22 protein-coding genes are annotated in these 22,293 nt (G+C 64.9%); 11 read left to right on the forward strand and 11 right to left on the reverse strand.

What is annotated here, in order from left to right:
* Nucleotides 1-225: 225 nt before the first annotated feature.
* The 9 genes from B4N44_RS14000 to B4N44_RS14040 all read right to left on the reverse strand — a co-directional run bounded on the left by B4N44_RS14000 (nucleotide 226) and on the right by B4N44_RS14040 (nucleotide 8,662).
* Nucleotides 226-834: a V-type ATP synthase subunit D gene (locus B4N44_RS14000; protein WP_296701913.1), complete on the reverse strand. Its 609-nt coding sequence runs from the start codon at nucleotides 832-834 to the stop codon at nucleotides 226-228.
* Nucleotides 831-2,246, reverse strand: a complete 1,416-nt coding sequence (locus B4N44_RS14005) for a V-type ATP synthase subunit B (protein ID WP_296701915.1) — start codon at nucleotides 2,244-2,246, stop codon at nucleotides 831-833. Before B4N44_RS14005 ends, B4N44_RS14000 begins: the two co-directional genes overlap by 4 nt.
* 125 nt (nucleotides 2,247-2,371) lie before the next feature.
* Complete coding sequence (locus B4N44_RS14010; protein WP_296701918.1) at nucleotides 2,372-4,135, reverse strand: V-type ATP synthase subunit A; 1,764 nt, start codon at nucleotides 4,133-4,135, stop codon at nucleotides 2,372-2,374.
* Nucleotides 4,132-4,761: a hypothetical protein gene (locus B4N44_RS14015; RefSeq protein WP_296701920.1), complete on the reverse strand. Its 630-nt coding sequence runs from the start codon at nucleotides 4,759-4,761 to the stop codon at nucleotides 4,132-4,134. The genes B4N44_RS14010 and B4N44_RS14015 overlap by 4 nt, the downstream gene beginning before the upstream one ends.
* The gene (locus B4N44_RS14020; protein WP_296701923.1) at nucleotides 4,758-5,054 is read right to left on the reverse strand and encodes a V-type ATP synthase subunit F; all 297 of its coding nucleotides are present in this window, start codon (nucleotides 5,052-5,054) and stop codon (nucleotides 4,758-4,760) included. Before B4N44_RS14020 ends, B4N44_RS14015 begins: the two co-directional genes overlap by 4 nt.
* A gap of 13 nt (nucleotides 5,055-5,067) precedes the next feature.
* Nucleotides 5,068-5,427 (reverse strand): ATP synthase subunit C, encoded by a 360-nt coding sequence (locus B4N44_RS14025; protein ID WP_296701926.1) that lies wholly within the window; start codon nucleotides 5,425-5,427, stop codon nucleotides 5,068-5,070.
* A 240-nt stretch (nucleotides 5,428-5,667) separates the two neighbouring features.
* On the reverse strand, nucleotides 5,668-7,500 hold the full coding sequence (locus tag B4N44_RS14030) for a V-type ATP synthase subunit I (RefSeq protein ID WP_296701928.1): 1,833 nt from the start codon (nucleotides 7,498-7,500) through the stop codon (nucleotides 5,668-5,670).
* Nucleotides 7,500-8,279, reverse strand: coding sequence for a hypothetical protein (locus B4N44_RS14035; protein ID WP_296701930.1), 780 nt, complete (start codon nucleotides 8,277-8,279; stop codon nucleotides 7,500-7,502). The genes B4N44_RS14030 and B4N44_RS14035 overlap by 1 nt, the downstream gene beginning before the upstream one ends.
* Nucleotides 8,276-8,662 carry a hypothetical protein gene (locus B4N44_RS14040; protein WP_296701935.1) on the reverse strand — a complete coding sequence of 129 codons (387 nt, stop codon included), beginning with the start codon at nucleotides 8,660-8,662 and terminating at the stop codon, nucleotides 8,276-8,278. The genes B4N44_RS14035 and B4N44_RS14040 overlap by 4 nt, the downstream gene beginning before the upstream one ends.
* 526 nt (nucleotides 8,663-9,188) lie before the next feature.
* On the opposite strand from B4N44_RS14040, the gene B4N44_RS14045 reads away from it, so the two are divergent.
* The 11 genes from B4N44_RS14045 (at nucleotide 9,189) to B4N44_RS14095 (ending at nucleotide 21,387) form a co-directional block, all read left to right on the forward strand.
* The gene (locus B4N44_RS14045) at nucleotides 9,189-9,506 is read left to right on the forward strand and encodes an ATPase (RefSeq protein WP_093191204.1); all 318 of its coding nucleotides are present in this window, start codon (nucleotides 9,189-9,191) and stop codon (nucleotides 9,504-9,506) included.
* A gap of 60 nt (nucleotides 9,507-9,566) precedes the next feature.
* Nucleotides 9,567-10,637: a V0D/AC39 family V-type ATPase subunit gene (locus B4N44_RS14050; RefSeq protein WP_296701943.1), complete on the forward strand. Its 1,071-nt coding sequence runs from the start codon at nucleotides 9,567-9,569 to the stop codon at nucleotides 10,635-10,637.
* A gap of 41 nt (nucleotides 10,638-10,678) precedes the next feature.
* A complete protein-coding gene (locus tag B4N44_RS14055) occupies nucleotides 10,679-12,607 on the forward strand; it encodes a V-type ATP synthase subunit I (protein ID WP_296701947.1) in 1,929 nt (642 codons plus the stop codon).
* A 268-nt stretch (nucleotides 12,608-12,875) separates the two neighbouring features.
* A complete protein-coding gene (locus B4N44_RS14060) occupies nucleotides 12,876-13,325 on the forward strand; it encodes an ATP synthase subunit C (RefSeq protein ID WP_296701949.1) in 450 nt (149 codons plus the stop codon).
* 63 nt (nucleotides 13,326-13,388) lie between these two features.
* A complete protein-coding gene (locus tag B4N44_RS14065; RefSeq protein WP_296701975.1) occupies nucleotides 13,389-13,709 on the forward strand; it encodes a V-type ATP synthase subunit F in 321 nt (106 codons plus the stop codon).
* Nucleotides 13,710-13,878: 169 nt separating this feature from the next.
* Nucleotides 13,879-14,520 (forward strand): V-type ATP synthase subunit E, encoded by a 642-nt coding sequence (locus B4N44_RS14070; RefSeq protein ID WP_296701952.1) that lies wholly within the window; start codon nucleotides 13,879-13,881, stop codon nucleotides 14,518-14,520.
* 4 nt (nucleotides 14,521-14,524) lie between these two features.
* Complete coding sequence (locus B4N44_RS14075; protein ID WP_296701955.1) at nucleotides 14,525-16,330, forward strand: V-type ATP synthase subunit A; 1,806 nt, start codon at nucleotides 14,525-14,527, stop codon at nucleotides 16,328-16,330.
* An 18-nt stretch (nucleotides 16,331-16,348) separates the two neighbouring features.
* Entirely contained in the window at nucleotides 16,349-17,728 is a 1,380-nt protein-coding gene (locus B4N44_RS14080; RefSeq protein ID WP_296701958.1) for a V-type ATP synthase subunit B, read from the forward strand.
* 255 nt (nucleotides 17,729-17,983) lie between these two features.
* Complete coding sequence (locus B4N44_RS14085; protein WP_296701962.1) at nucleotides 17,984-19,195, forward strand: DNA cytosine methyltransferase; 1,212 nt, start codon at nucleotides 17,984-17,986, stop codon at nucleotides 19,193-19,195.
* Entirely contained in the window at nucleotides 19,182-19,952 is a 771-nt protein-coding gene (locus tag B4N44_RS14090; RefSeq protein ID WP_296701965.1) for a hypothetical protein, read from the forward strand. Before B4N44_RS14085 ends, B4N44_RS14090 begins: the two co-directional genes overlap by 14 nt.
* 1,174 nt (nucleotides 19,953-21,126) lie before the next feature.
* Nucleotides 21,127-21,387, forward strand: coding sequence for a hypothetical protein (locus tag B4N44_RS14095; protein ID WP_296701968.1), 261 nt, complete (start codon nucleotides 21,127-21,129; stop codon nucleotides 21,385-21,387).
* Between the two features lie 170 nt (nucleotides 21,388-21,557).
* Here the strand turns inward: B4N44_RS14095 and B4N44_RS14100 are convergent, their stop codons facing one another.
* Both B4N44_RS14100 and B4N44_RS14105 read right to left on the reverse strand, forming a co-directional pair.
* Complete coding sequence (locus tag B4N44_RS14100; protein WP_296701970.1) at nucleotides 21,558-21,926, reverse strand: hypothetical protein; 369 nt, start codon at nucleotides 21,924-21,926, stop codon at nucleotides 21,558-21,560.
* Nucleotides 21,919-22,293: sterol desaturase family protein (locus tag B4N44_RS14105; RefSeq protein ID WP_296701973.1), on the reverse strand; the 375-nt coding region annotated here is incomplete at its 5' end. The genes B4N44_RS14105 and B4N44_RS14100, both read right to left, overlap by 8 nt.

A 22,293-nucleotide genomic window follows, 5' to 3' on the forward strand; every position in this document is an offset into this window, starting at 1 on the left:
CGCTCGCATGCGCCAACAGCCCCTTGGCCTCATCGCTGGTGCCTTGCACCACCGTGACATTTCCAAGCAGGGTCGGGGTGACGGCTAGAGCACTGCGACTTGCGATGCACACGAGCGCGAGCGTGCTGGCGAGGCAGAAGTCAGGAGCTGACCCCGCCCGCTCATGGTCTGAAGCGAGTCAAGAATGCCGATAAGGAGGATCGAGGGCGTTTCGAAACTGAATTGTCAGCTGCGGACTTGTCGTGCGCGAACGACCTCTTCGCGCTCGAGTTCTTCGAGTGCGGACTCCACGGCTCGCAGGGTTTCGTCGATCTCGGGGAGGAGAACATCCTCGAGTGCCCGGGCACGGCGGGCGGTGCGGGCGTAATCGGCGCGCAGACGTTGGAGATTGCCGACCATGGCGGCGAGACGGGCGATGCGCGGGATCAGGGCCTGGAAGGCTCGGCGGGTGCTGTCGGCCTCCGGGCTGTCGGCGACGCTCGGCGGTGGTGATTGTGGCTGCCTGTCGTTTTCGACCAGATCCTGCAGGGTCACGCCGAGTACGCGCCTCGGCGTGAGCCGACAATCGGTGTCCAGCGACGGTGCCGGCGGGTGGACGGCGAGTCCTTCCAGGCCGTGTCGGGCGACGGCGCCCTGGAGTGCATCGACGGCCTTGCTGTAGTCGGCTTGAAAGGCGGTCAGCTCATGCTCGTAGCGGCCGAGCTCGGCGAGGATCTCGGCGGCGAGAATGAGCCGTTTCTCGTCGAGGAATCGATAACCTTCCCGCATGCCCGAGCGCTCTTCCTTGAGCTCGAGGAAGGCGCTGTGCGTCGGAACGATGGCGTGCTCGGTCATGAGACGGGTTCTCGCCGCGTGGCTCGATCGAGCAGATGCTCGCGGATCTGACGGTCGTCGAGCCGATGCAACTCGCCGGCCGGTAAGCCGCGCAGGGCGGACCAGCCGGCGGCCATGCTCTCCTCCAGGGCCCGGGCATCGACGCCCTGATGGATCAGCTTCTGCTCGAAGTCGTCGCCGAAGAGGAGCAGCTTGCGGTCGTCGTCGGAGAGACCGTCCTCCCCGACCACGCCGGCCAGCACCCGTGTCTGCTGGGCTTGGCTGTAACTGGCGTAAAGCTGGGCGGCGAGTGCCGGATGATCGGCATGGGTGCGTCCTTTGCCGATGCCGTCCTTCATCAGACGCGAGAGACTCGGCAACAGGCGGATCGGCGGATAGATGTCGCGCCTGTGCAGATCCCGATCGAGCACGATCTGACCCTCTGTGATGTAGCCGGTGAGATCCGGGATGGGGTGGGTAATGTCGTCGTTCGGCATGGTCAGGATGGGGATCTGCGTGACCGAGCCCGGTTTCCCGCGGATGCGACCGGCGCGCTCGTAGAGGGTTGCCAGGTCCGAGTACATGTAACCCGGATAGCCCTTGCGACTGGGGACCTCGCCGCGGCTCGCCGAGACCTCGCGCAGGGCCTCGCAGTAGTTGGTGAGATCGGTCAGGATCACCAGGACATGCATGCCTTCGATGAAGGCGAGGTACTCCGCGGCGGTCAAGGCGAAGCGGGGGGCGAGCAGTCGCTGCGCGCTCGAATCGCTGGCCAGGTTGAGAAAGAGCACGGTGCGGGCGAGCGCCCCGCTCTTCTCCATCTCCTCGCGAAAGAACTCGGCGCTGTCGTGCGGGATGCCGATGCCGGCGAAAACGATGGCGAACCCTTCCGCCTCTTGCGTATCGCCCGGCAGGCGCGCGTTGCAGGCGATATCCACCGCGATGCGGTCATGGGGGAGCCCGCCGCCCGAGAAGAGCGGTAGCTTCTGGCCGCGCACCAGGCTGTTCATGAGATCGATCGATGTGAAACCGGTCTCGAGGAATTCGCTCGGCGCCTCGCGGGCGGTGGGCTTGATCGGTAGACCATCGACCCGATAGGCGTGCTCGGCCGCAAGCGGCGGTCCGCCGTCGAGCGGTTTGCCGATGCCGTTGAAGACCCGCCCGAGCAGCCCCGGACCGACATGGAAACGCAACGGCTCGCCGAAGAAGCGCACGCGCGTGCCCTGCAGGGTGAGTCCGGCGGTGTCGTCGAGCATCTCCACCGTGATGGAGTCCTCGTCCAAGGCGGCGATACGCCCGAGACGCACCGAGCCGTCTGCGCCCTCCACTTCCACCGCCTCGTTCAGACCGACGTCGAGGCTGCGGCTCAAGAACAGCAGCGGGCCCTCGGCACGGTTGGCGATCTCTTCTCCGACGAGTCTGGCGTATGTCATTGGCGTACCTGCTTGCGTGCGGTGGGCGCGGGAGTTTCCTGCCTCCTGCCTCCTGCCTCCTGCTTCCCTCCTTCACCCATTCGCTGGCGGCTGGCGGCTGGCGGCTGGCGGCTGGCGACCCGAAGCTATTCCTCTCCCCCTTCCCGCGCCTCGTTGAGCAACCGTCGGATCGTTGCGGTCAGCTCCTGATCGAGGGCGGAGAAGGCTTCCCAGTCGCCCTCTTCGATCTCCTCGCCCATGCGCATGAGGCGACGGAAGACGGGTTGGTCGCGGATCGCCTCGGGGGCGACGCCGGCGTCGAGCAAGCGCTCGGAGCCTTCGATGAAGCTGCCGATCAGGCGCATCATGACGGCTTGGCGCGACGGACTGGCATAGCGGTCGTTCATCGAATAGGCGGACTGGCGCAGGAAGCACTCGTTGATCAGCTGGGCGCAAATGAGCACGAGCCGCTGGCGCGCGGGCATGGCGTCGCGCCCGATGATGCGGGCCATGCGCTCCAGGCGGGCCTCGTCTTCCAAGAGGGTCAAGAAGCGCCGACGCAGCTCCTGCCAGCGCGTACATCCGGTGTTGTGCCACCAGCGCGCGAGGTTTCCGGCGACCAGACTGTAGGACTGCAGTGGGTGGATGGCCGGATAGAAGCGCGCCTGCGCCCGTTTGGCATCGAGGCCCCAGAGCGAGCCGACGTAGCGTCGGGTGTGCGTGGTCACGGGCTCGGAGAAGTCGCCCGAAGGCGGGCTGACCGCACCGAGCAGCGTGACTGATCCGGTCTCCCCGCCGAGCGTGCGCACCCGTGCGGCGCGCTCGTAGAAATCGGCCAAGCGACTGCTCAGATAGGCCGGGTAGCCGGCCTCGCCGGGCAGCTCGCCGAGCCGGCCGGAGACCTCGCGCAGGGCCTCGGCCCAGCGGCTGGTGGAATCCGCCATCAGGGTGACGTTCATGCCCTGATCGCGAAAATACTCCGCCACCGTGATGCCGGTGTAGATGCTGGCCTCGCGTGCCGAAACCGGCATGTTCGAGGTGTTGGCGATCACGACGGTGCGCTCGAGCAAGGGACGTCCGCTGCGCGGGTCTTCCAGCTCGCTGAACTCGGCGAGCAAGCCGGCCATCTCGTTGCCGCGCTCGCCGCAGCCGACATAGACGATGACGTCGGCGTTGCACCACTTGCCGACGGTCTCGAGCAAGACCGTCTTGCCGGTGCCGAAACCGCCCGGAATGGCCCCGGTGCCGCCGCGCGCGACCGGGAAGAGACAGTCGATGACACGCTGCCCGGTCAACATGGGCTCGTCCGAAGGCAGACGGGCCTGCACGGGTCGCGGCACACGCACCGGCCAGGCATGGGTCATGGCGACCGCAAGGTGTCGGCCGTCGGCGGCGTCGATCCAGCAGATCGGCTGGTCGTCCGGGTACTCGCCGGCGTCGGCGATGGCGGTGACGCGCCCGCCCGGCAGATCTGCGGGCACCAGGCAACGCTGAGCGATGCCGGTCCCGTTCGCGACCTCGCCGATCGCCGCACCCGGCATGAGGGGATCACCGACGCATACGCTAGGCGTGAAGTGGAACCGCCGTGCGGCCTGCACCTGCATCCCCGGCTTGACGTAGGGATCGGCGATATCCGCGATGGGACGCAGCAATCCGTCGAAGATCCCGGCCAGGATCGCCGGCCCGAGACGGATCGACAGGAGCCGACCGGAGCCCGTGACCTCGATCCCGGGGCGCAGTCCGCTGGTGTCCTCGTAGAGCTGGACAGTGATCTCGTCGCGGGCGATACGGATCACCTCGCCGAGCAGCGCCTGATCCCCGACGGTGACCGACTCGCGCAGACGAAAGGCTCCGTCGGGGCGTGCCCGCAGGACGGGGCCGCTGATCCAGGTGGTTTCCGCGGTGCTCATGTCTGGACCCCCGCATCCGTCGGATGCCGTGCCAATACCGCCAACAGGCGCGCCTCCAAACGTCGGCGGTCACGCAGCAGACCCTCGAGGCTCGCATCCAGGACCGCACCCTGCGCTTCGATGACGAGGCCGGCGGACACGGCGCCGTCGGCCCGAAAATGCGGCGCTTGACCCAGCGCCCGGGTCAGCTCGGTCTCGAACGGTCCCCATTCGACCGCGGACCACGCGGGCGGATGGCGCACCGTCCAAAGCCCGAGCGGGAGCCGTTGTCGTGCTTGGGCGATGGCATGCCTCGCCCAGATGGCGCGCGTCTCTGCATACGCCCAGCGCCGGCTCAGCGCCTCGCGCAGACGCGGCCACGCCAGCTCCAGGAGTTGCGCGTTGGCCCGATCTCCGCTCGCGCGCAGACGGGTGTCGTGCTCGGCGCGTGCGGCGTGGAGCCGGGACCGCGCGTTCGCCCGTTCCGAGACCACGCGTTCATGCAGTTGCGTGCGTGCGCGACGATAGGCATCGGCGAGCAAGGTCTTCGCCTCGGCCCGCGCCGCCTCCACGAGCGTACGGCACTCCGCGTCCCGATACTCCTGGATCAGGGTCAGCAGCCCACGTTCGCGCTCCTCGAGCTTCATTCGGCCATCCCCAAACGGCGCCGCACGTCGGCGACGAGATCCGGTGCGGCAACCCGGTTGCGCACGTCCGGGATCACCAGGACCAGCGGCCAGATCGCCAACTCCGCGTCTCGCAACAGATCGGGCGACAATGCGGCCGCAATCTCGGCGGTCATGACAATCACGCGGGCCTCCTCGCGCAGGCGCAGAAAGAGCGCACGTCCCTCCTGCGAATCGGGGCAATAGACCTCGACCCCCGCGAGCCGGAAGCCGAGCCCGCTGACCTCGTCGCCCAGAAAGGCGCAGGCGGCCATAACGATGCGCCCCTCAACCAAGCCGGTTGAGGATCAACACCGAGATGATGAGGCCATAGATGGCGATGCCTTCCGCGAGCCCGACCAGGATGACCATCCGCCCGAACAGCTCGGGTTTCTCGGCCAAGGCACCGACGGCCGCCGCACCGACGGTCGCGACCGCATAGGCCGCCGCGACCGAGCCCACGATGGTCGCGAGCGCCGCCGCCAGATACCCCCAACGCAGCACGTCCGGATGGACCGGCATCACCTCGAGGGCGACGACCTCGGAGGAGGCGATCGCACCCGACTGCCAGAACAGCAGGCTGGAGATTCCGGCGAGCAGTGCAACACCCAGCACCATCACACCGGCGAACAGGATTTGTCGATTCATGGCTCCACTCCTTTTAAACCGCGCCCGGCGCGGTATGTGATGTTTTGGGATACGATCAGCCCCGGCAGACTCGACGGCCGTTGGAGCCTGCGCGGTTTAAACTATTAAAAAATAGATCAATTTAAACCGCGTCCCCGCGAAGGGCAGTGGCTGCACCAAACATCGAACTCACTCGACTATAAGCCTCTCGCACTGGACGCGGTTTAACACGCGTTGAACCGCCGACGGACCCGGGTCCGCTCACACCGCACCCTGCACGGCCTCCCGCACAATGGGCGGCGGCGCCGGGAGTGGCCGGAAGACCCTCCCGGTGCCTTGCAGGAAGCGGTTGAAGAACTCGAACAGCACGAGCCGGGTGGTCTGAATCGAGACCACCAGCCCTTCCAAAAGGATGATCAGGACATTGCCCAGGATCATGATGAGGATCCCGGCCCAGAGCGGCACCGCATCAGCCATGGTGACCACGGCGACCGAGAGTGCCGAATGCGCCAACGCAAAGGCGCCGACACGCGCGAACGAGAGTGTATTGACCAGGATTTGGACGCCCGACTCCAAGAGGTGGCCGATGGCGGCAAGCCCGCCGAGCAGGGCACGGTGGACCACGAAGGCACCGATCAGGTACCACGCGAGACCGAGCATCGCCACCCAGCCGAGGCCGGGGCGCAGCACCGTCGCGATCAACCCCAGGTAGAGAACAAGAAAGCCCAGATCCTGCATCAGCCAGCGCCGCAGCTCGCCGCGCCAGAGTGCGCTCGAACCCGAGAGGAGATGCCCGAGACTCAACAAGGCGACGGCAAAGGCCAGCGGAACGCCGAGCAAGGTCAAGGGATCGTGCAGCGGATGCATCCAGAGCGCGGGAATGATGTCCTCGCGACCGAAGAGGCTCCCGAACAGAACCCCGAAGACCATCGCCGAGGCGCCGCCGAGCACCATCAAGCGTGCCTCCGGCCAGCGTCGCTGCAGCCAGAGGCCGACGCCGACCAGCACCGCGCCCTGCCCCACGTCGCCGAACATGTAGCCGAACAGCAGGGGCACGACGAAGATCAGCACCGGCGTCGGATCCGCCTCGTCCGAGCCCGGCACGCCCAAGGCGCGCGCAAACAGCTCGAACGGGCGCATCCAGGGCGGATTGTCGAGGATCTGCGGCGGACGCTTGCCGGGCGGCGGCTTGGTCAGGCGCAGCAAGGCGCGGGTACGTCCGCACTCGAGGGCCGCCCGGAGCCGCTCCCCGCCCAGATCGTCGGTCCAACCCGTGACCCAGACCAGATGGTCGCCGGCACGCTCCAGACACCCGACATGTCCGGCAAACCAGGCCAGCCCGGCGACCTCGCCGAGCGTGTCGCCGAGATCGTATTCGTCGAACAGGGTATCCAGCTCGGCCTTGAGATAGACGACACGCGTGGAGAGAAACTCGCGCCGCACACCGATCCTGGCGAGCGAATCGCGCGCATCGCCTTTGAGCCAGGGCGGCCGTTCGATGACCCGCCCCTTGGCCGCCTGCACCAGATGCTTGACCGCGTCGAGCCGATCGCGCGGGCCCAGAATCATGGCGCAGTATTCCTCACCCCAGGGGATCCGGCGCGGGATGACCCAGTCCGGCAACTGCGGGCGGGCGTCCCTCGGCAAGACCGCGCAGAAGGTTCCGAGAACCGGCCCGCTGCGCGCCACCGCGCCGAAGTCGAGCGGACTGTCGATGATCTTGCCAATCACCTGCGCCAACCACTTCAGGCGGGTCAGCTCCTCCTCGCAGGACTGGAGGATGTCGATCAGCGGATCGGCCTCGCGCCGCCACGCACCGACCCGCGCCAGCGCGCGCTCCAAGACCGCCTCGGGCGACTCGACCAACATCTTGCGCCGCAGCCGTCCGCGCTCCCAATAGCGCCCGTAGCGCGCCTTCAGCGCCTCGTAGGCCCCGATGCCTTCGGAGAGATGCGCGAGCGGCGAATCCCCGCAGACCCGATCGCGGATCTCGATCTCGACCGCCCCGGTGCGCGCGAGCTCGGTCACCGTGCGCACGGCTTCGCGCCGTGGGCACAGCACCTCGAACCAGCGCGTGGAGGCAGGACGCAACATCAGAAACCAGAAGGCTCCGTGTCGAAGACCGCCCGGCTGAGCAAGGCTGCGCGCAGCCGTTCGAGATCCAAGAAGACGATCCCGAGGTATGCGAAGAGTGCGACAGGCTGAACCGGATGTTGATGGAGATAGGCGCGCAGATGATCGCGCAAGGTTTCGCGCAGCTCCCAGGCGGAGGCGGACGGCGCGGCGCGAAAGTGTTCCAGATGGACTTGGATCAGCCGGGAGAATCCGTCCAGATCGCGCCGACAGCGGCCTCGACAGGTCGGCCAGCGCTCGCGCCATGCCGTTTGCCAGCGCTCGCCCAGAGCGGGCGACGCACCGCTCGCGTCGGCCTCGGCCGACAGCGCGGCAAGCCCGCTCGCCTCCCAGGCGGGCCGATCCAGTGCGCCGTCCTCGCCGATCAGTCCACGCAGTCTCACGTCCAGGGCCGACCAATCCGGCAAGGTCTCGCCGCGCGCCAGATGCTCGAGCTGCGGCAGCCAGGGCAACCAAGCGACCCACTCGATCGCCGCCTGCCAGCCCGCGGGCGACCAATCGGCGACGGTCACGGCCGTCTCGAGCGCGAGGGTGCGACAACCGCGATCCAGCTCATGGGCCTGACTCAGTCCGGAGAAGGAGCGGACCCAATCGATCAGCCCGCTCACGCGGGCCTCTTCCAAATAGGCCGCCAGGGTGCGCGCGCCGGACAAGCGCTGCCAATCCGCCGCCGTGGGCAGCCGCGACAGACGTGCTTGAAGGCGCGCTTGGGCATAGGCGAGGCGTGGAGCGGCGTTCATGACGGACCACACTCGCGATTCCACGGCCCGACCGCGGCATCGGCACCGGCACCGATCATCTCGTCGGCAAGAGTGTCGATGGCGGCGTTCAATCGGGCGTCGGCGGCTGTGTCGAGGCCGTCGCCGAGCGGTTCGGCAACCCGGTCGAGGAGCTCGGAGAGGGCGCGTTGGAGACTGGCGTCGGCAATCTGCTGAACGGCGAGGAGGCGTCGATCGGTGCGCTGGACGAGACGACGCGCATGGTCTTCGGCATCGGCCAGGAGCCGATCGGCCTCGACGCGACAGGCCGCGACCGATTCGCGCGCCGATGCCTCCGCGGCCAGTGCCCGATTGAACGCGGCATCGATCCGTTCCAGGTCCGTATCGGAGGGCTGCTTGATCACGCCGCGTCTCGCTCCATCGCACCTCGACCGCGCCCCCGGAGATGGCTCGGACCAGAGGCATTGGGCCTCGACCGCGCCGATCCGTCCCTCGTGCCCCTGCATTCCACTTGGGAAGCGGTTTCGTTAGAATACGGTGATATTCTAGTTCAGATGCCACAGGATGCAGCGAAGCGGCACTCGTTCGATTTGATCCGTGTCAGCTTCGTGACCGATTGCCTGCTTGCCTATGCCAGACTGTGGTCGCTATCGGCTTAGGGTGACTACCGGGAACAAGCATAACGACTGCGCATGCCCGGAAGACCCGAAAAGCTGTAGTGCGAATTGATTCGCACCTACAGGCCGATTGCTCCTTCGCCGGAAATCACCTAACGTCGCGCCTCAGCATGGATTCAGTCTCTGCAGCTCTCTCAAGGAGTCGCGGAGACACGCAGTGCGCGCTGGAAAGATCTCGTCTCGCGCGCTTTTTGCCCGGTCTTCGGTTAATGTATCGCCCCGTATCTCAGGTTGTTCCAGCAGGTAAATCACGATGGACGACACCCTCCAACGCCTCCTCGAAGCCGAGATGCGCGCCGAGAAGATCGCTCAGCAGGCCGAGGCCGAGCAGGAGCGCACCATCCAAAAGGCGATGGCCGATGCCAAGTCCGAGAACGATCGCTTCACCGCGCGGATCCCGGATCTGCACCGTGGCTTCATCGCAAAGGCCGAGGAGCGCGCCGAGCAGAACGTCGCCGAGCTGCGGCGTCGCTACGACGAGCGACACGTCCAACTCCGCGATCAGGCCGAGCGCCGCGAAGGCGAGGCGCTGGATGCCGCCTTTCAGGTCCTGATCGACCCCGATCGCTGACGACCGGATGCACGCCTCAACGCTGCGCCGTTCGAACGACAGGTCACTCGCGGTGCCTTCATGACCATCCTTGCCGACCACGCCTACCTCAACACGCGCGTCACCGTCATGGCGACGCAGCTATTCGAGCCGAGCGGGATCGCGGCACTGTCTCACCTGCCCTTGGCGGCGTTGGCGGAGCGTTTTGGTTTGACCGCCATCCTCGACGATCAGCAGTCGACGCGCGCGCGCAGTCGGGCGGTTGAGCAAAGCCTGATTCAGGTTCTGCTCGCCGAGCTGCTCATCCTGGTGCGGGCCATGAACACCGCCGAGCGCGCCCTGGTGCTCGATTGGGGACGCAAATACGCGCTCTTCAATCTCAAGACGTTGATCCGCGGCAAGCTCTACGAGCTCGATCAGAAGGAGATCCAGGACAACCTCTATGTGCTGCCCGAGCACATGCGCTTGTCCGAGGAGGTCAGCACCGAACTCTTTCGCGCCGAGAACGTCTTGGAGCTGTTGCGCCAGCTGGAGGCGGGAACACACCGCACCTTAGCCCGCCAAGCGCGCGAGGTCTACGAGCAGCAGCGCGAGCCCTTTGCCTTGGAAGCGGCGATCGATCAACGCTACTACGCCGGGCTGTTGCGACAGGTCATGGCGTTCACCGACGCGAACCTGAATCCGCTGAAACGCCTCATGGGCGCCGAGCTGGATCGCATCAATCTGATGTGGCTCCTGCGCTTCCGGTTCTCCTACCAGCTCTCGGCCTCGGAGACCTTCTACCATCTGGTCCCCTCGATGCGCCTGCTCACGCGCGAGCGGCTGCTGCAGCTGGTGAATGTCGAGACCTTCGAGGGCGTCGTCGCCGCCTTGCCCACACCGCTGGACCGATTGCTCGCCGGCAGTAAAAACATCGTCGACGTTCAGAAGCGCATCGGCGCCTACGCAGCTCAAGAGGCGCATTGGGTTCTGCACCGCACCCAATCGGGCGTCGCGCGTGCATTGGCCTACCTGATCCTGCGCGAGCGCGACCTTCTGTTGCTGTTCGCACTGGCCCAAGGCCAGATCCTGAATCTCCCGTCCGCCGCCATCGAGATCGCGGTCGAGCTGTCCGAGCCCGGATGCCCCTGGTCCGGGAGTCGGGCAGCCTGATGCGTACCCCGGCTCACCATTCGACGCAGAGGGGCTGACGCATGTTGCGCTCGACACCGATGAAGCATGTCCGGCTCCTGGTCCTCACCGAGGATCTTCCACAGGCATCGCTTGCCTTGGCGGACATGGAGAGCTTTCACCCGGATACACGCCCGCCGACCGAGGCCAGGCTCGCCGGTCTGCCCGGGCGCGAGTATCGCGAGGTCTTCACTCAAGCCACGGCCCGTCTCGAGAAGATCGGCAAGTTGATCCCGGTGCCGCAACCCCACGAGATCGAGGAGGTCCGCGTCGTTGATTTCAACGAGCTGCAGTCCTTGAACGCGTGGCTGGGCAAGGTCTGGAACGAGAGCTCCGCCTACGAGGAAGACCTGCGCCGTCTCGACGACGAGGAGCGCCTGGTGAAGGAGCAGCAGGCGGCACTGGCGAACTTCGCCCATCTCAACATCGATCTGGGGATGCTGCGCAGCAAGACGCGCTTCCTCGACTTCTACGTCGGTCTGGTCCCGCGCGAGAATCTGCGCCAATTGGAAGGCGCCGTCGGGCTGGCCGGCTACATCCTGCATGTCTACATGCAGCAGGACGAAAGCGCCCATGTCGTGATCGTCGGCCCGGCCGGAACGAAGGAAAGTCAGCTCTCCGCCGTGCTGGACGCCGCAGGGTTTCAGAACCTGCCGATTCCGCAGGAGCTCGACCGTAATCCAGCCGAGCTGCAGCGCGACCTCGACGCCCAGCGCGCGTCGATCGATGCTCAACGCAAGGCCCTGCTCGAGACACTCGCGCGTTGGGCCGATCCCTTTGCGGGGCCTTTGTTGGAAGCGCGGCGCACGCTCATGCTGGCCGAGCCGCTGGTCTCGCTTGATCCTTCGATCCGCAGCGCCGGCTACCTGGCTTATCTGGCCGGCTGGGTTCCTGCACGCTCGGTGGCGCGGCTCGATGCGCGCCTGCGCGAGTCGCTCAACCATCCCTTCGAGATGAGCGTGCGCAATCCGATGCCGGAGGAACGTGCGCTGGTCCCGACGGTGCCGGCCAAGAGCTGGATCCTCTCGCCCTTCGCCATGCTGGTGAAGCAATACGGCGTTCCCGAGTACGGCGAGGTCGATCCCACGCCACTCTTCGCGGTGACCTTCATCTTGATGTTCGGCAGTATGTTCGGCGACATCGGCCAAGGCGCCGTGATCGCGCTGGCCGCCTGGCTCCTGCGCAAGAAGCTCGGGCGCTTCTGGCCGTTCGGATTGATGGCCGGCCTGTCCTCGATGGTCTTCGGCGTGCTCTTCGGCAGCATCTTCGGCGAGGAGCACCTGATCCCCGCGCTCTGGATGAGTCCGCTCAGCGACCCACTTCTGATGCTGCGCATCGCACTTGGCTGGGGTGTGCTCTTCCTGACGATGGCCTGTCTGCTGGCGATCTACAACCGGCTGGTCATCCGCAACTGGTCAGGCGCCGTCTTCGGGCATCACGGCATCATCAATTTGACCTTCTATCTGGCGCTGATCAGCGGCGCCGTAAACGTCGCCACGGCCGGCGAAGGTGTCCCCGGAGCCCAAGTCGATGCAGCCGGCGCCTTCGGCACCCTCCCGATGGTCTTGGCGATCGGTGCACTCCTCGCACTCGCAGCGCACAGTTGGCGACATCAGGACGGGGCGGTCGGGGAGAAGATCCTGGTCGTCTTCATCGAGACACTGGAGACCCTGATCGGCTATGTCTCCAACACCTTGTCGTTTCTGCGTGTCGCGGCCTTCAGCCTGAACCATGTCGCACTCTCGATCGCCATCATGACGCTCGCGGGCATGATGGGCGCCTTCGGCCATGTGGTGACCCTGATTCTCGGCAACATCTTCGTCATCGTCCTCGAGGGGGGTATCGTGATGATTCAGGTGATGCGTCTGCAGTATTACGAGGGTTTCTCGCGTTATTTCTCGGGCAACGGCCATGAGTTTGCGCCCTTGAAATTCCGGCGCGGGTCGGCCTGAGTATTGGTTCATCGGGAGTGAGGCATGGGACTCATCGACGCGGACATCGACTTGATCGCCCCCCGGGGACCCGGCCTGCGACCCGTTAAGGCACGCGTAATGTTCGATTCAGGAGTGATTACGCTCTGTATCCCGACGGCAGTTGTCAAGTCGGCCGTTCTACCAAAGGGACCAAACGCATAAACGCCTAAACGCATCGATTCCGCGCCGGCCACGAGTCGCGGAAAAACCCTATCGCCACAACTGAAACAAAACACCGGAGCACTCAATGTACTGGCTCGTCGCCCTCATGACCTTTGCCATCCTCGGACTCATCCTGCTCGGACTCGCGCTCGAGCTTCGCCCCCGGCTCGCAGCCGGAGCCCGGCCCTGGTACAAGCCCGCGATGGGCACCCAGCTGGTCGTCTTCGTCGGTGCTCAGCTCGGGTTGCTGGTGCTCGGCATCAACGATGCCTTCGCCAACGTGGATGTCGGCGCCGTCGAGGCCGTCAACGAGATGTCCCTCGGCATGGGTCTGGCGATCATCGGCGCCGGCATCCCGACCGCCATTTCCACCATCGGCGCCGGCATTGCGGTCGGTCCGATCGGCGCCGCCTCGCTTGCCGCCATCACCGAGAAGCCCGAGAACCTCGGCCGCACCCTCATCTATCTGGGCCTGGCCGAGGGTATCGCCATCTATGGCCTGGTCATCTCGATCCTGCTGATCAACAAGCTGTAATCGGCGAACCGCTCGGGAGCCTTTGTGGTGGACACGGAACAGGACTATAGCCGACCGACGCGGATGCTGTTCCTCGGCGAGGATCGGCTCGCCGACGGCTTTCGCCTCATCGGCTTCGAAACCCATCCCAACCCGGAGCCCGAGCTCGTCGACCGGACCATTCGGGAGCTGCTGCGCGGACGTGAGAGGGCCTTCGTGGTCGTCGATGATGCCGTCATGGCGCAGGACATCCCGAGCCTCAAGCGGGTGCGTCGCGAGGGGGGGCGGATCGTCGTAATCGCAGTGCCGCCGCTCGGCGAGCAGCCGCAGCTGGGAAGCGATGTGGCACGACGTCTCGCGGCCCTGTTCGGCAATGCCGTCGTCAACGCCAAAGCGCAGCCGTGAGCCGCAGGGTCTCGCAGATCACCGGGTGAGCCCATGAAGAGCTATGTTGTCATCAAACAGTATTCATACACTTAAATCGCGTCTCAGCCGTCGCCCTGGTGTCTACAAGGCAACGGCAAGCGCCGAAACAAGGGTTGTCGCTCCGGACGCGATTTAAAGAGGGTCGATCGTGAATCAGGTACAAGAGCTTGAGCAGGCCATTCTGGCCCGCGCGGAACGGCTGGCCGGGGAGTATCGCGACCGCGCCAACCGCAGTCGCGACAGCATCCTGCGCGAGGCCGCAGAGCGGCTGCGCATGCGCGAGAGCCGCGAAGAGAGTATCGCCAAGACGCTCGCGGACCGGACCTTCCGCCAACAGGTACAGGCCAGCGAGCTGAAGATGCAGACGCATCTGGACCGCATGCGCTGGAACCTGGTCCAGGATGTCGAGCGCGCACTGGCCGGGCGCATGAAGGCGTTCAGCGACGATCTCGGGCGCTACGAGCCCTGGCTGGAGAGCTTGATCATCCGCGCCGCGCACCTGATCGAGGAAAAGTCTTTGATCGTCTCGGCCAATGCGCGTGATCTGCAGCGTCTGGCCGAGCGCTGGGATGCCATCCTGGAGACCCTCCCCGGGCACAAGACCGTGACTCTCTCCAAGGAGCCGATCGAGACGCTCGGCGGGGTACTCGTCGCGAGCCGCGACCGGCGCATCCGTGTCGACAATACCTACGAGGGCCGGCTCGAGCGTCTGCGCCCCGCCGTGCAACAGGTCATCCTCGAACGGCTGTTGCCGAGCGGGTTCGACACCGGCAACCTCTTCAGCGGATGAGACCATGAGCGAAACCAAGAGAACGGGTGTCATCCGAGACATCAACGGCCCCATCGTGACCGTCGAGCTACCGGGCGTGCGCAGCGGCGAGCAGGTGAAGATCGGCAACCTCGGCCTCTTCGGCGAGGTGATCTCGCTGCGAGGTCAGCTTGCGGTCGTGCAGACCTACGAGTCCACCGACGGGGTACGCCCCGGCGAGCCGGCACAGGGCTTGGGCTGGCCGCTCTCGGTGGAGCTCGGTCCCGGTCTGATGGGCGGTATCTTCGACGGCGTGCAGCGCCCGTTGGAGAAGATCGCTCTCGAGTCGGGCGACTACATCCGTCGCGGCATCTCGGTGCCCGCGCTCGATCGAGCGCGCGAGTGGGAGTTCGAGCCCAATCGCGAGCTGAGCCCGGGCGGCAAGGTCGGACCCGGTGTCGTCTTAGGTGTGGTCCAGGAGACCACGACTGTCCTGCATCGGATCATGGTTCCGCCGGGTGTCGAGGGCGAGCTTCTCGAAGTGGCGCCGGCGGGTGCGTACGACATCGAGTCGACCATCGCGCGGGTGCGCGATCCACGCGGCATCAGCCATCGGCTAAGCATGTATCAGCGTTGGCCGGTGCGCAAACCGCGGCCTTATCTGCGTCGCGACGACGGCATCTCGCCCCTGATTACGGGACAACGGGTCATCGACACCTTCTTCCCGCAGCTCAAGGGCGGTAAAGGTGCGGTGCCCGGACCCTTCGGTGCCGGCAAGACCGTTGTTCAGCAACAGATCGCGCGCTGGTCCAACGCCGACATCGTCATCTATGTCGGTTGCGGGGAGCGCGGCAACGAGCTGGTCGACGTGCTGGAAAGCTTCCCCGAGCTGGACGATCCCTACACCGGGCGCAAGCTGATGGAGCGCACCTTGCTGGTCGCCAACACCTCCAACATGCCGGTGGTGGCACGCGAGGCATCGGTCTATGTCGGCATCACCATGGCCGAGTATTACCGCGACATGGGCTACGACGTGGTCATGCTCGCGGACTCCACCAGCCGCTGGGCCGAGGCGCTGCGCGAGGTCTCCGGGCGACTCGGTCAGATGCCGGTCGAGGAAGGCTATCCGGCTTACCTGGCCTCACGCCTCGCCGCGGTCTACGAGCGCGCCGGACGTGTGGAGACCTACGCTGCGGGCTCCGGCTCGGTCACCCTGATCGGCGCCGTCTCGCCCCCGGGCGGCGACTTCTCCGAGCCGGTGACCAGCCACACCAAGGACATCATCGAGACCTTCTGGGCACTGTCCAAAGAGCTGGCCGACGCGCGTCACTATCCCTCGATCGACTGGGTGACGAGCTTCTCCAAGCACGTGCAAACCGCTGCGCAGTGGTGGCACAAGGAGATCGACCCGGACTGGGAGAAGCGTCGCACCGCCGCACTCGCCCTGCTGGCGCGTGATGCCGAGCTCTCGCGCATCGTCAACCTGGTCGGACCCGAGGCGCTCTCGGACGCGCAGCGTTGGGAGCTGGAAGGCGCGTCCTTGATCAAGGAAGGCGTGCTCCAGCAAAGCGCGCTCGACGAGATCGACACCTTCTGCTCGCCGCAAAAGCAATACGCCCTGCTCGATTTGGCGATCACCATCTACAAGCGCGGTGCGGCCCTGATCAAGCTCGGCGTGCCGGTCTCGGAGCTGCAGCATCTCCCGCTCATGGCCAAGATGCGACGCCTCAAATCCATGTACTCCAGCGAGCAGCTCGACCAGGTCTTCGCCTTCCGCGCCGAGGTCGATCATGCGATGGAGTCGGTGCGGATCGAATACGCCAAATCGGATCAACATGAACACAACGCATAGCATGCCGGACGCGGTTCAATGAGCATCAAAGAGTATCGCACCGCGATCGAGGCCCGCGGCGGCCTGCTGGTCGTCAAAGACACCGCCGGAATCGCCTTTGGCGACCGGGTGCAGATCAAGGACCACGCGGGCAATACCCGCAACGGCCAAGTCATCCGCAGCGCCGACAACGAGGTCTTGATCCTGGTGTTCGAAGGCACCGACGATCTGGATCTGGAAAACACCTGGGTGCGCTTCCTCGACGAACCGGTCGAGATCGCACTCTCCCCGGAGATCCTCGGACGCGAGTTCAACGGGCTCGGCGAGCCGCGCGACGGTCGCCCGCCGGTGCTCTCCAACATCCGTCGCCCGGTCGGCGGATCGGCCATCAACCCGGCCGCACGCACCTATCCGCGCGAGTTCATCCAGACCGGCATCTCCACCATCGACGGGCTGAACAGCCTGGTGCGCGGCCAGAAGCTGCCGATCTTCTCGGGCTCGGGTCTGCCGCACAATCGGCTCGCCGCCCAGATCGGACGCCAGGCCAAGCTGGTTGATCAGGAGTCGAGCTTCTCGGTCGTCTTCGCGGCGATGGGCGTGTCCTATGCGGATGCGAAGTTCTTCCGCGACGAGTTCGCCAGCTCCGGCGTGCTGCGCAACGTGGTGATGTTCATCAACCTCGCCGATGACCCGCCGGTGGAGCGCCTCACCCTGCCCCGCACCGCCCTGACCGCGGCCGAGTATCTGGCCTACGATCTGGATCGGCACGTCCTGGTGATCCTGACCGACATGACCAACTATGCCGAGGCCCTGCGCGAGGTCGCCACCGCCAAAGGCGACGTCCCGGCGCGCAAAGGCTACCCCGGCTATCTCTATTCGGATCTGGCCGAGATCTACGAGCGCTGCGGGCGCATCCACAACCGCCATGGCTCCATCACCATGATGCCCGTGGTCTCCATGCCCTCGGACGACATCACACACCCGATCCCGGACCTTACCGGCTACATCACCGAGGGCCAGATCGTGCTCTCGCGCGAGCTGCACAACCAAGGCATCTATCCCCCCGTGCACATCTCGCCGAGCCTCTCGCGCCTGATGAAGGACGGCATCGGCAAGGACGACACCCGAGAAGACCATCCCCGCGTCGCCGGCCAGATCTACGCCCTCTATGCCCGCGCGCAGGAGACCCGCAACCTCGCCTCCATCATCGGTGCGGACGAGCTCTCCGAGCGCGATCGCCGTTACCTCACCTTCGCCGACGCCTTCGACGAACGCTTCGTCGGCCAAGGCGAGGCCGAAGACCGCTCCATCGAGGCCACACTCAACCTCGCCTGGGAGCTGATGAGCATGTTCCCGCGCGACATGCTCACCCGCGTGAAGGAGACGGATCTGGCCAAGTATTATCAGGGGACGGATTGAGTCGATTTCGGAAGTGGCGCTATCCGTAGGTTGGGCAAAGCGCAGCGTGCCCAACACCGCCGGCATCTCTGACCGGTGCGCCGCTTGGCAGCGCTGTTTCCGGACGCAAGGGTGACGACCCTGCACCTGTCTACCCCGCCGCCCAGTGATGAATTCATCCTCGAGTCCCACCGGCGTCGGTTGTGCCGACGACGGTGGCGGCGATAATGGGCCAACGTCGGCAACGATCGACCAAGCCATTTCAGAGGATATCGCATGAAGGTTGCCGGTTTGTTCAGCGGCATCGGCGGGTTGGAGCTGCCCTTTCAGGCGCGGGGGGCACACACCGCGCTGCTCTGCGACTTCTGGGACGCCTCGCGCAGTGTCCTCGCGGCGCGTTTTCCCGGTGTGCCGTTGATCGAGGATATCCGTAACCTCGATAGCCTGCCCCAAGGGGTAGACGTGGTCACCGCCGGCTTCCCCTGCACGGACCTCTCACAAGCCGGGCGAACGGCGGGCATCAAGGGCGAGGCATCAGGACTGGTTGCCCACGTCTTCCGCTTGCTTCGGCATCACGACGTCGAGTGGTTGGTCCTCGAGAACGTCAGGAACATGCTCGTCCTGGATCGTGGCCGCGCCATGTCGTATCTGGTCGCGGAGCTTGAGCAACTCGGCTTTCGCTGGGCCTATCGCTTGGTCGACTCACGGTTTACGGGCGTACCGCAAAGGCGCCACCGGGTCATCTTAGTGGCCTCCCGCCATCATGATCCGCGCACGGTCCTCTTTGCCGACGAGGCCGAAGAACCCGACGCATCGACGTTCCGGGAAGATGCCTTCGGCTTCTATTGGACCGAGGGCTTGACCGGGCTCGGATGGGCGCAAGACGCCGTGCCTCCCATGAAGGGCGGATCGACGGTCGGGATTCCCTCTCCACCCGCGATCTGGATCCCGAACGCGCCGACAGGGGCGAAGCTCGTCACACCCGGTATCGATGACGCCGAGGCGCTACAAGGATTCGAGCGTGGTTGGACCGCCCCGGCCATGACGAACAGGAAGAACGGTCCACGCTGGAAGCTCGTCGGCAACGCCGTCACCGTGGGTGTCGCGCGCTGGCTGGTCGACCGGCTTTACTCCCCCGGCTCCGTGGTCGCCCAGGACCGCGAGGTACGGAGCCTGAATCGCTGGCCGGACGCGGCCTACGGCGACGCCGGGCGGATTCGCGTTTTCGAGGCGAGCGCTTGGCCGTTGCGACACGACTATCGGCATTTGCTCGATCTCCTCGCACCCTGCGAGTCGGCGCCGCTCTCGCATCGCGCGGCTTCCGGCTTCTTGGAGCGCGCATCGAGATCACGGCTCAAGTTTCTGCCCGCGTTTCTCGCCGACATCAAAGAGCATGTCGTCTTCATGCGCGGTGACGCGTCGCAGGAATCGCAAAGCACGCGATCGCGTCGGCTCGATACCGGACGGACTCAACATGCTGTGGACTGACCTCGAGCCTGAGCCGGGTCTCCTTTTTGCACTGGAACATGCTGGCCCACGCCCCGAGACCGGCAGTCAGAACGAAAAGCGCGGATGGAGCGAACGCTTGGCGAATGCATGTGCCGTCGCGATCGCCGATGAGCTTCGACGGATCCCTATTTTCAGAGGGAAGCGGATTCGTCCGGCGGATCTCAAGACCGGCACTGAACCTTTGACCCCGTTGGGTGCAGGCACCTCGAAGCGGATCGACGTCACCGTCGCGGATCCGCTTCTCGGGTTGGAGATCGGCCTATCGCTGAAGGGCTTGAACTTCGCGGACGGCGGTAGCGGGAACTACGACAAGAACCTCACCGGTCGCTTATACGAGCTGGTCGACGAGGTCCGCTTGGTACACGAGCATCTCCCGCGTGCCTTGATGGCGGGGATCTTCTTCCTGCCGATGGCCGCGGCGACCGACAAGACGAAGGGCAAGTCGTCGTTTGCGCACACGGTCGTCAAGCTGAGAGAGCGCACCGGCCGACTCGATCCGTCCCTTGCGCACCATGCCCACCGTTGCGATTGTGCCTTCGTCGGACTCTATACCACCGGAACCGAAGGCGGATATCCGGCCGGGATCGTACGTTTCCTCAATGTCGCTGAAGCGCCTCCGTTCAGGGGACGCCCGATCGTCGAATCCACACGAGGATTGAAAGACCTCGTCGATGACATCGTCGGCCAAGCAATATCGCAGGATCGAATCGACTGGGCTCACCCCGAAGCGGATTGAGAATGCTCAGCCGGATGCCCCTACTCCCGCGAAATCGTTTCGCTGAACCGAGTCGCGTCGGCCTGAGCATCATTGCTGTTCACGCAGGTGAGGCGCGAGAGCGCCAACCGCGGGATAGTCGACTTGCAGTCGACATCTTCCTCCGTCAGGTTGCCACCTTTGGCTTCGACTCGCTGCGATCTTGTCCGGTGTCGAGCTGCACAGGAGGATACCGAAAGGATGACGCGGGAGACCCCGAGTGACCGGACGATCCTGATACCGGTCAAGCGCCGTCCGGAGACCGACGGACCGGTCAGGACCCGATCCGGTCAGCCGCTCTATTCTCACGAGCGACCCGGAAGGCATCCAAAGCGGACACGAACGCCGCCTTGTTTTCCGCTACCGGACCGGAACCAACGGACCTTGCGCACACCACCAGTCCGCGGAACGACATCACCTGCAAGCGGGCTGCCCGCAATCCAGGCGCAGAACTCGCCACGCTCGTCCTCCGTCCAGTAGTCGGGCCAAAGGCGCGTAAAGGAGGGCGTTTCCACAACTGTCGGCATGGCAGGATTATACGTCAATGCCGCATAAAGCGCTTGGGTGCCTGCTTTGTGTCGACGGGCAGACAGTCAGCGAGACTGCAGCTTTTACCGCGATTTGCCGACAACGACCTTTTAGGACCGCAAGACTGAACGGCCGCGACTGACCGGTCATGGGGCAAACCGGAAAGTTCGGCCGGAAGCGAGAGTGATTGCAACGGGTCTATTTCAGCCCTTGCGAACAACCGTTCGGCAGTGTCGCATCGTGGGATAGATGGCCGATGGCGAGGTGGGCAATTCTAGAAGTTCGTGACGAAATAGTTTTGGAAACAACACTTGAGGTGCATATGGTGATTTCCGGAGAAAAGCATCCCGACTGCGCATGTCCGGAAGACCTGATGGGCTGTGCGTGCGAATAAATTCGCACCTACACGCCGGTCGTTCCTGTTCCGGAAATCACCTAAGCTCCCGACAGCGCATGCCCCGAAGACCTGAAGGGGCGTAGGTGCGAATTTATTCGCACTGACAGGCCGGTACTTCCTTTCCCGGAAATCACCTAAGCTGATGAGCATGAGCATTCCATCGGCCTCGTTCTTTACTCAGGCCAACCCACGGACAGCGAGGTCTCGATCCGGACGTCTGATTCCAACTGAGTGAACGACCGTTACGACACGACTGGTCGTCGCCAGGCGAAGCTCGAGCCTGGGTCCGAGGCAAGTGTGCTCACCAACCTTCTCGGCATTACCGACCCGGCGGAGATGGCCGGCGTGGAGCTGGCTCTGCTGAGCCAGCTCTATGACGCTGTGATCGAGAGTGTCAGGGTGGATCAAAGGATCAGCGTTACGGATCTGCTTAAGTGGCATCGCCGCTGGTTGGGAAACCTTTACAACTGGGCAGGGCAGTGTTCGGAATGACGGACATTTCGTGACGGCCAAATAGTATGTCGAAGCAAAGCCCGTAGCCAAGGGTTCGGTTGGGTCGCCCGAAGAGTGGCCTTGGGGAAGCGTTCGCTTCAGACAGCTCTGGGAGAAGACCTGATCAACTCCGATGCCGCCTCGCACAATCCTCAACCGAACATCGCCTCTTACAAGCAACGGCTCCGCATCAACGCCTTCAGATCAGCGATGCTCGAGCAGCCATTCAGGGTCGCCGCGTCCAAGCAGATCTTCGGCCCTTGATCCGTCATGCGAAACACTGCCGGAAGGGTGACCGAGAGGCCCGGTTCGCGGCGGTGGAGCTCATCGCGGTGCAGGAACTCGCATTCCGCGTCGATGGATGAGATGAAGTCTCGCCATTCGGCCTTTTCGGTTAGAAGGCCGTAGGTGATGGCGCACAGCCGGCAGGCGTAGGTCTCGGGCGAGAAGAGTTTGTGCCCGATGTCGGCCAGGGTATTGAAGAGTCCGCTGTCGGCGTTGTAGACGAACAGCAGCCGTAAGGGGCTTGTCTCAGGCATGCGGCTTCTCCCGCAACGGCAGCATCAGGAGCTGCAACGGCGCCTGCCACTGCGGGCCCTCGAAGTAGCCGATCCCGAAGCGGATCCGCTGGAGGTCGTCGCGCAGTCGGAAGCTCCCGAGGAGACGGTCCCAGAAAGAGAAGATGGTCCCGTAGTTGGAGTTGGTCTCGACAACGACCTCCGAGTGATGGACACGGCGCATGGACGGCGGAACCACCAGGATGCGCAGGCGCCGATCCCAAGCCTCGGGCAGACGGAGGTTGCTGTGATGCAGGATAATCACCACGATCATCAGGGATTTGTAGAGGATCAAGGTCGCGAGACCGAGTCCGAGCGCAAGGATCAGGCCTTGATCATCGATTGGTCC

This window comes from Thiocapsa sp. UBA6158, assembly GCF_002423035.1.
GTDB lineage: Bacteria > Pseudomonadota > Gammaproteobacteria > Chromatiales > Chromatiaceae > Thiocapsa.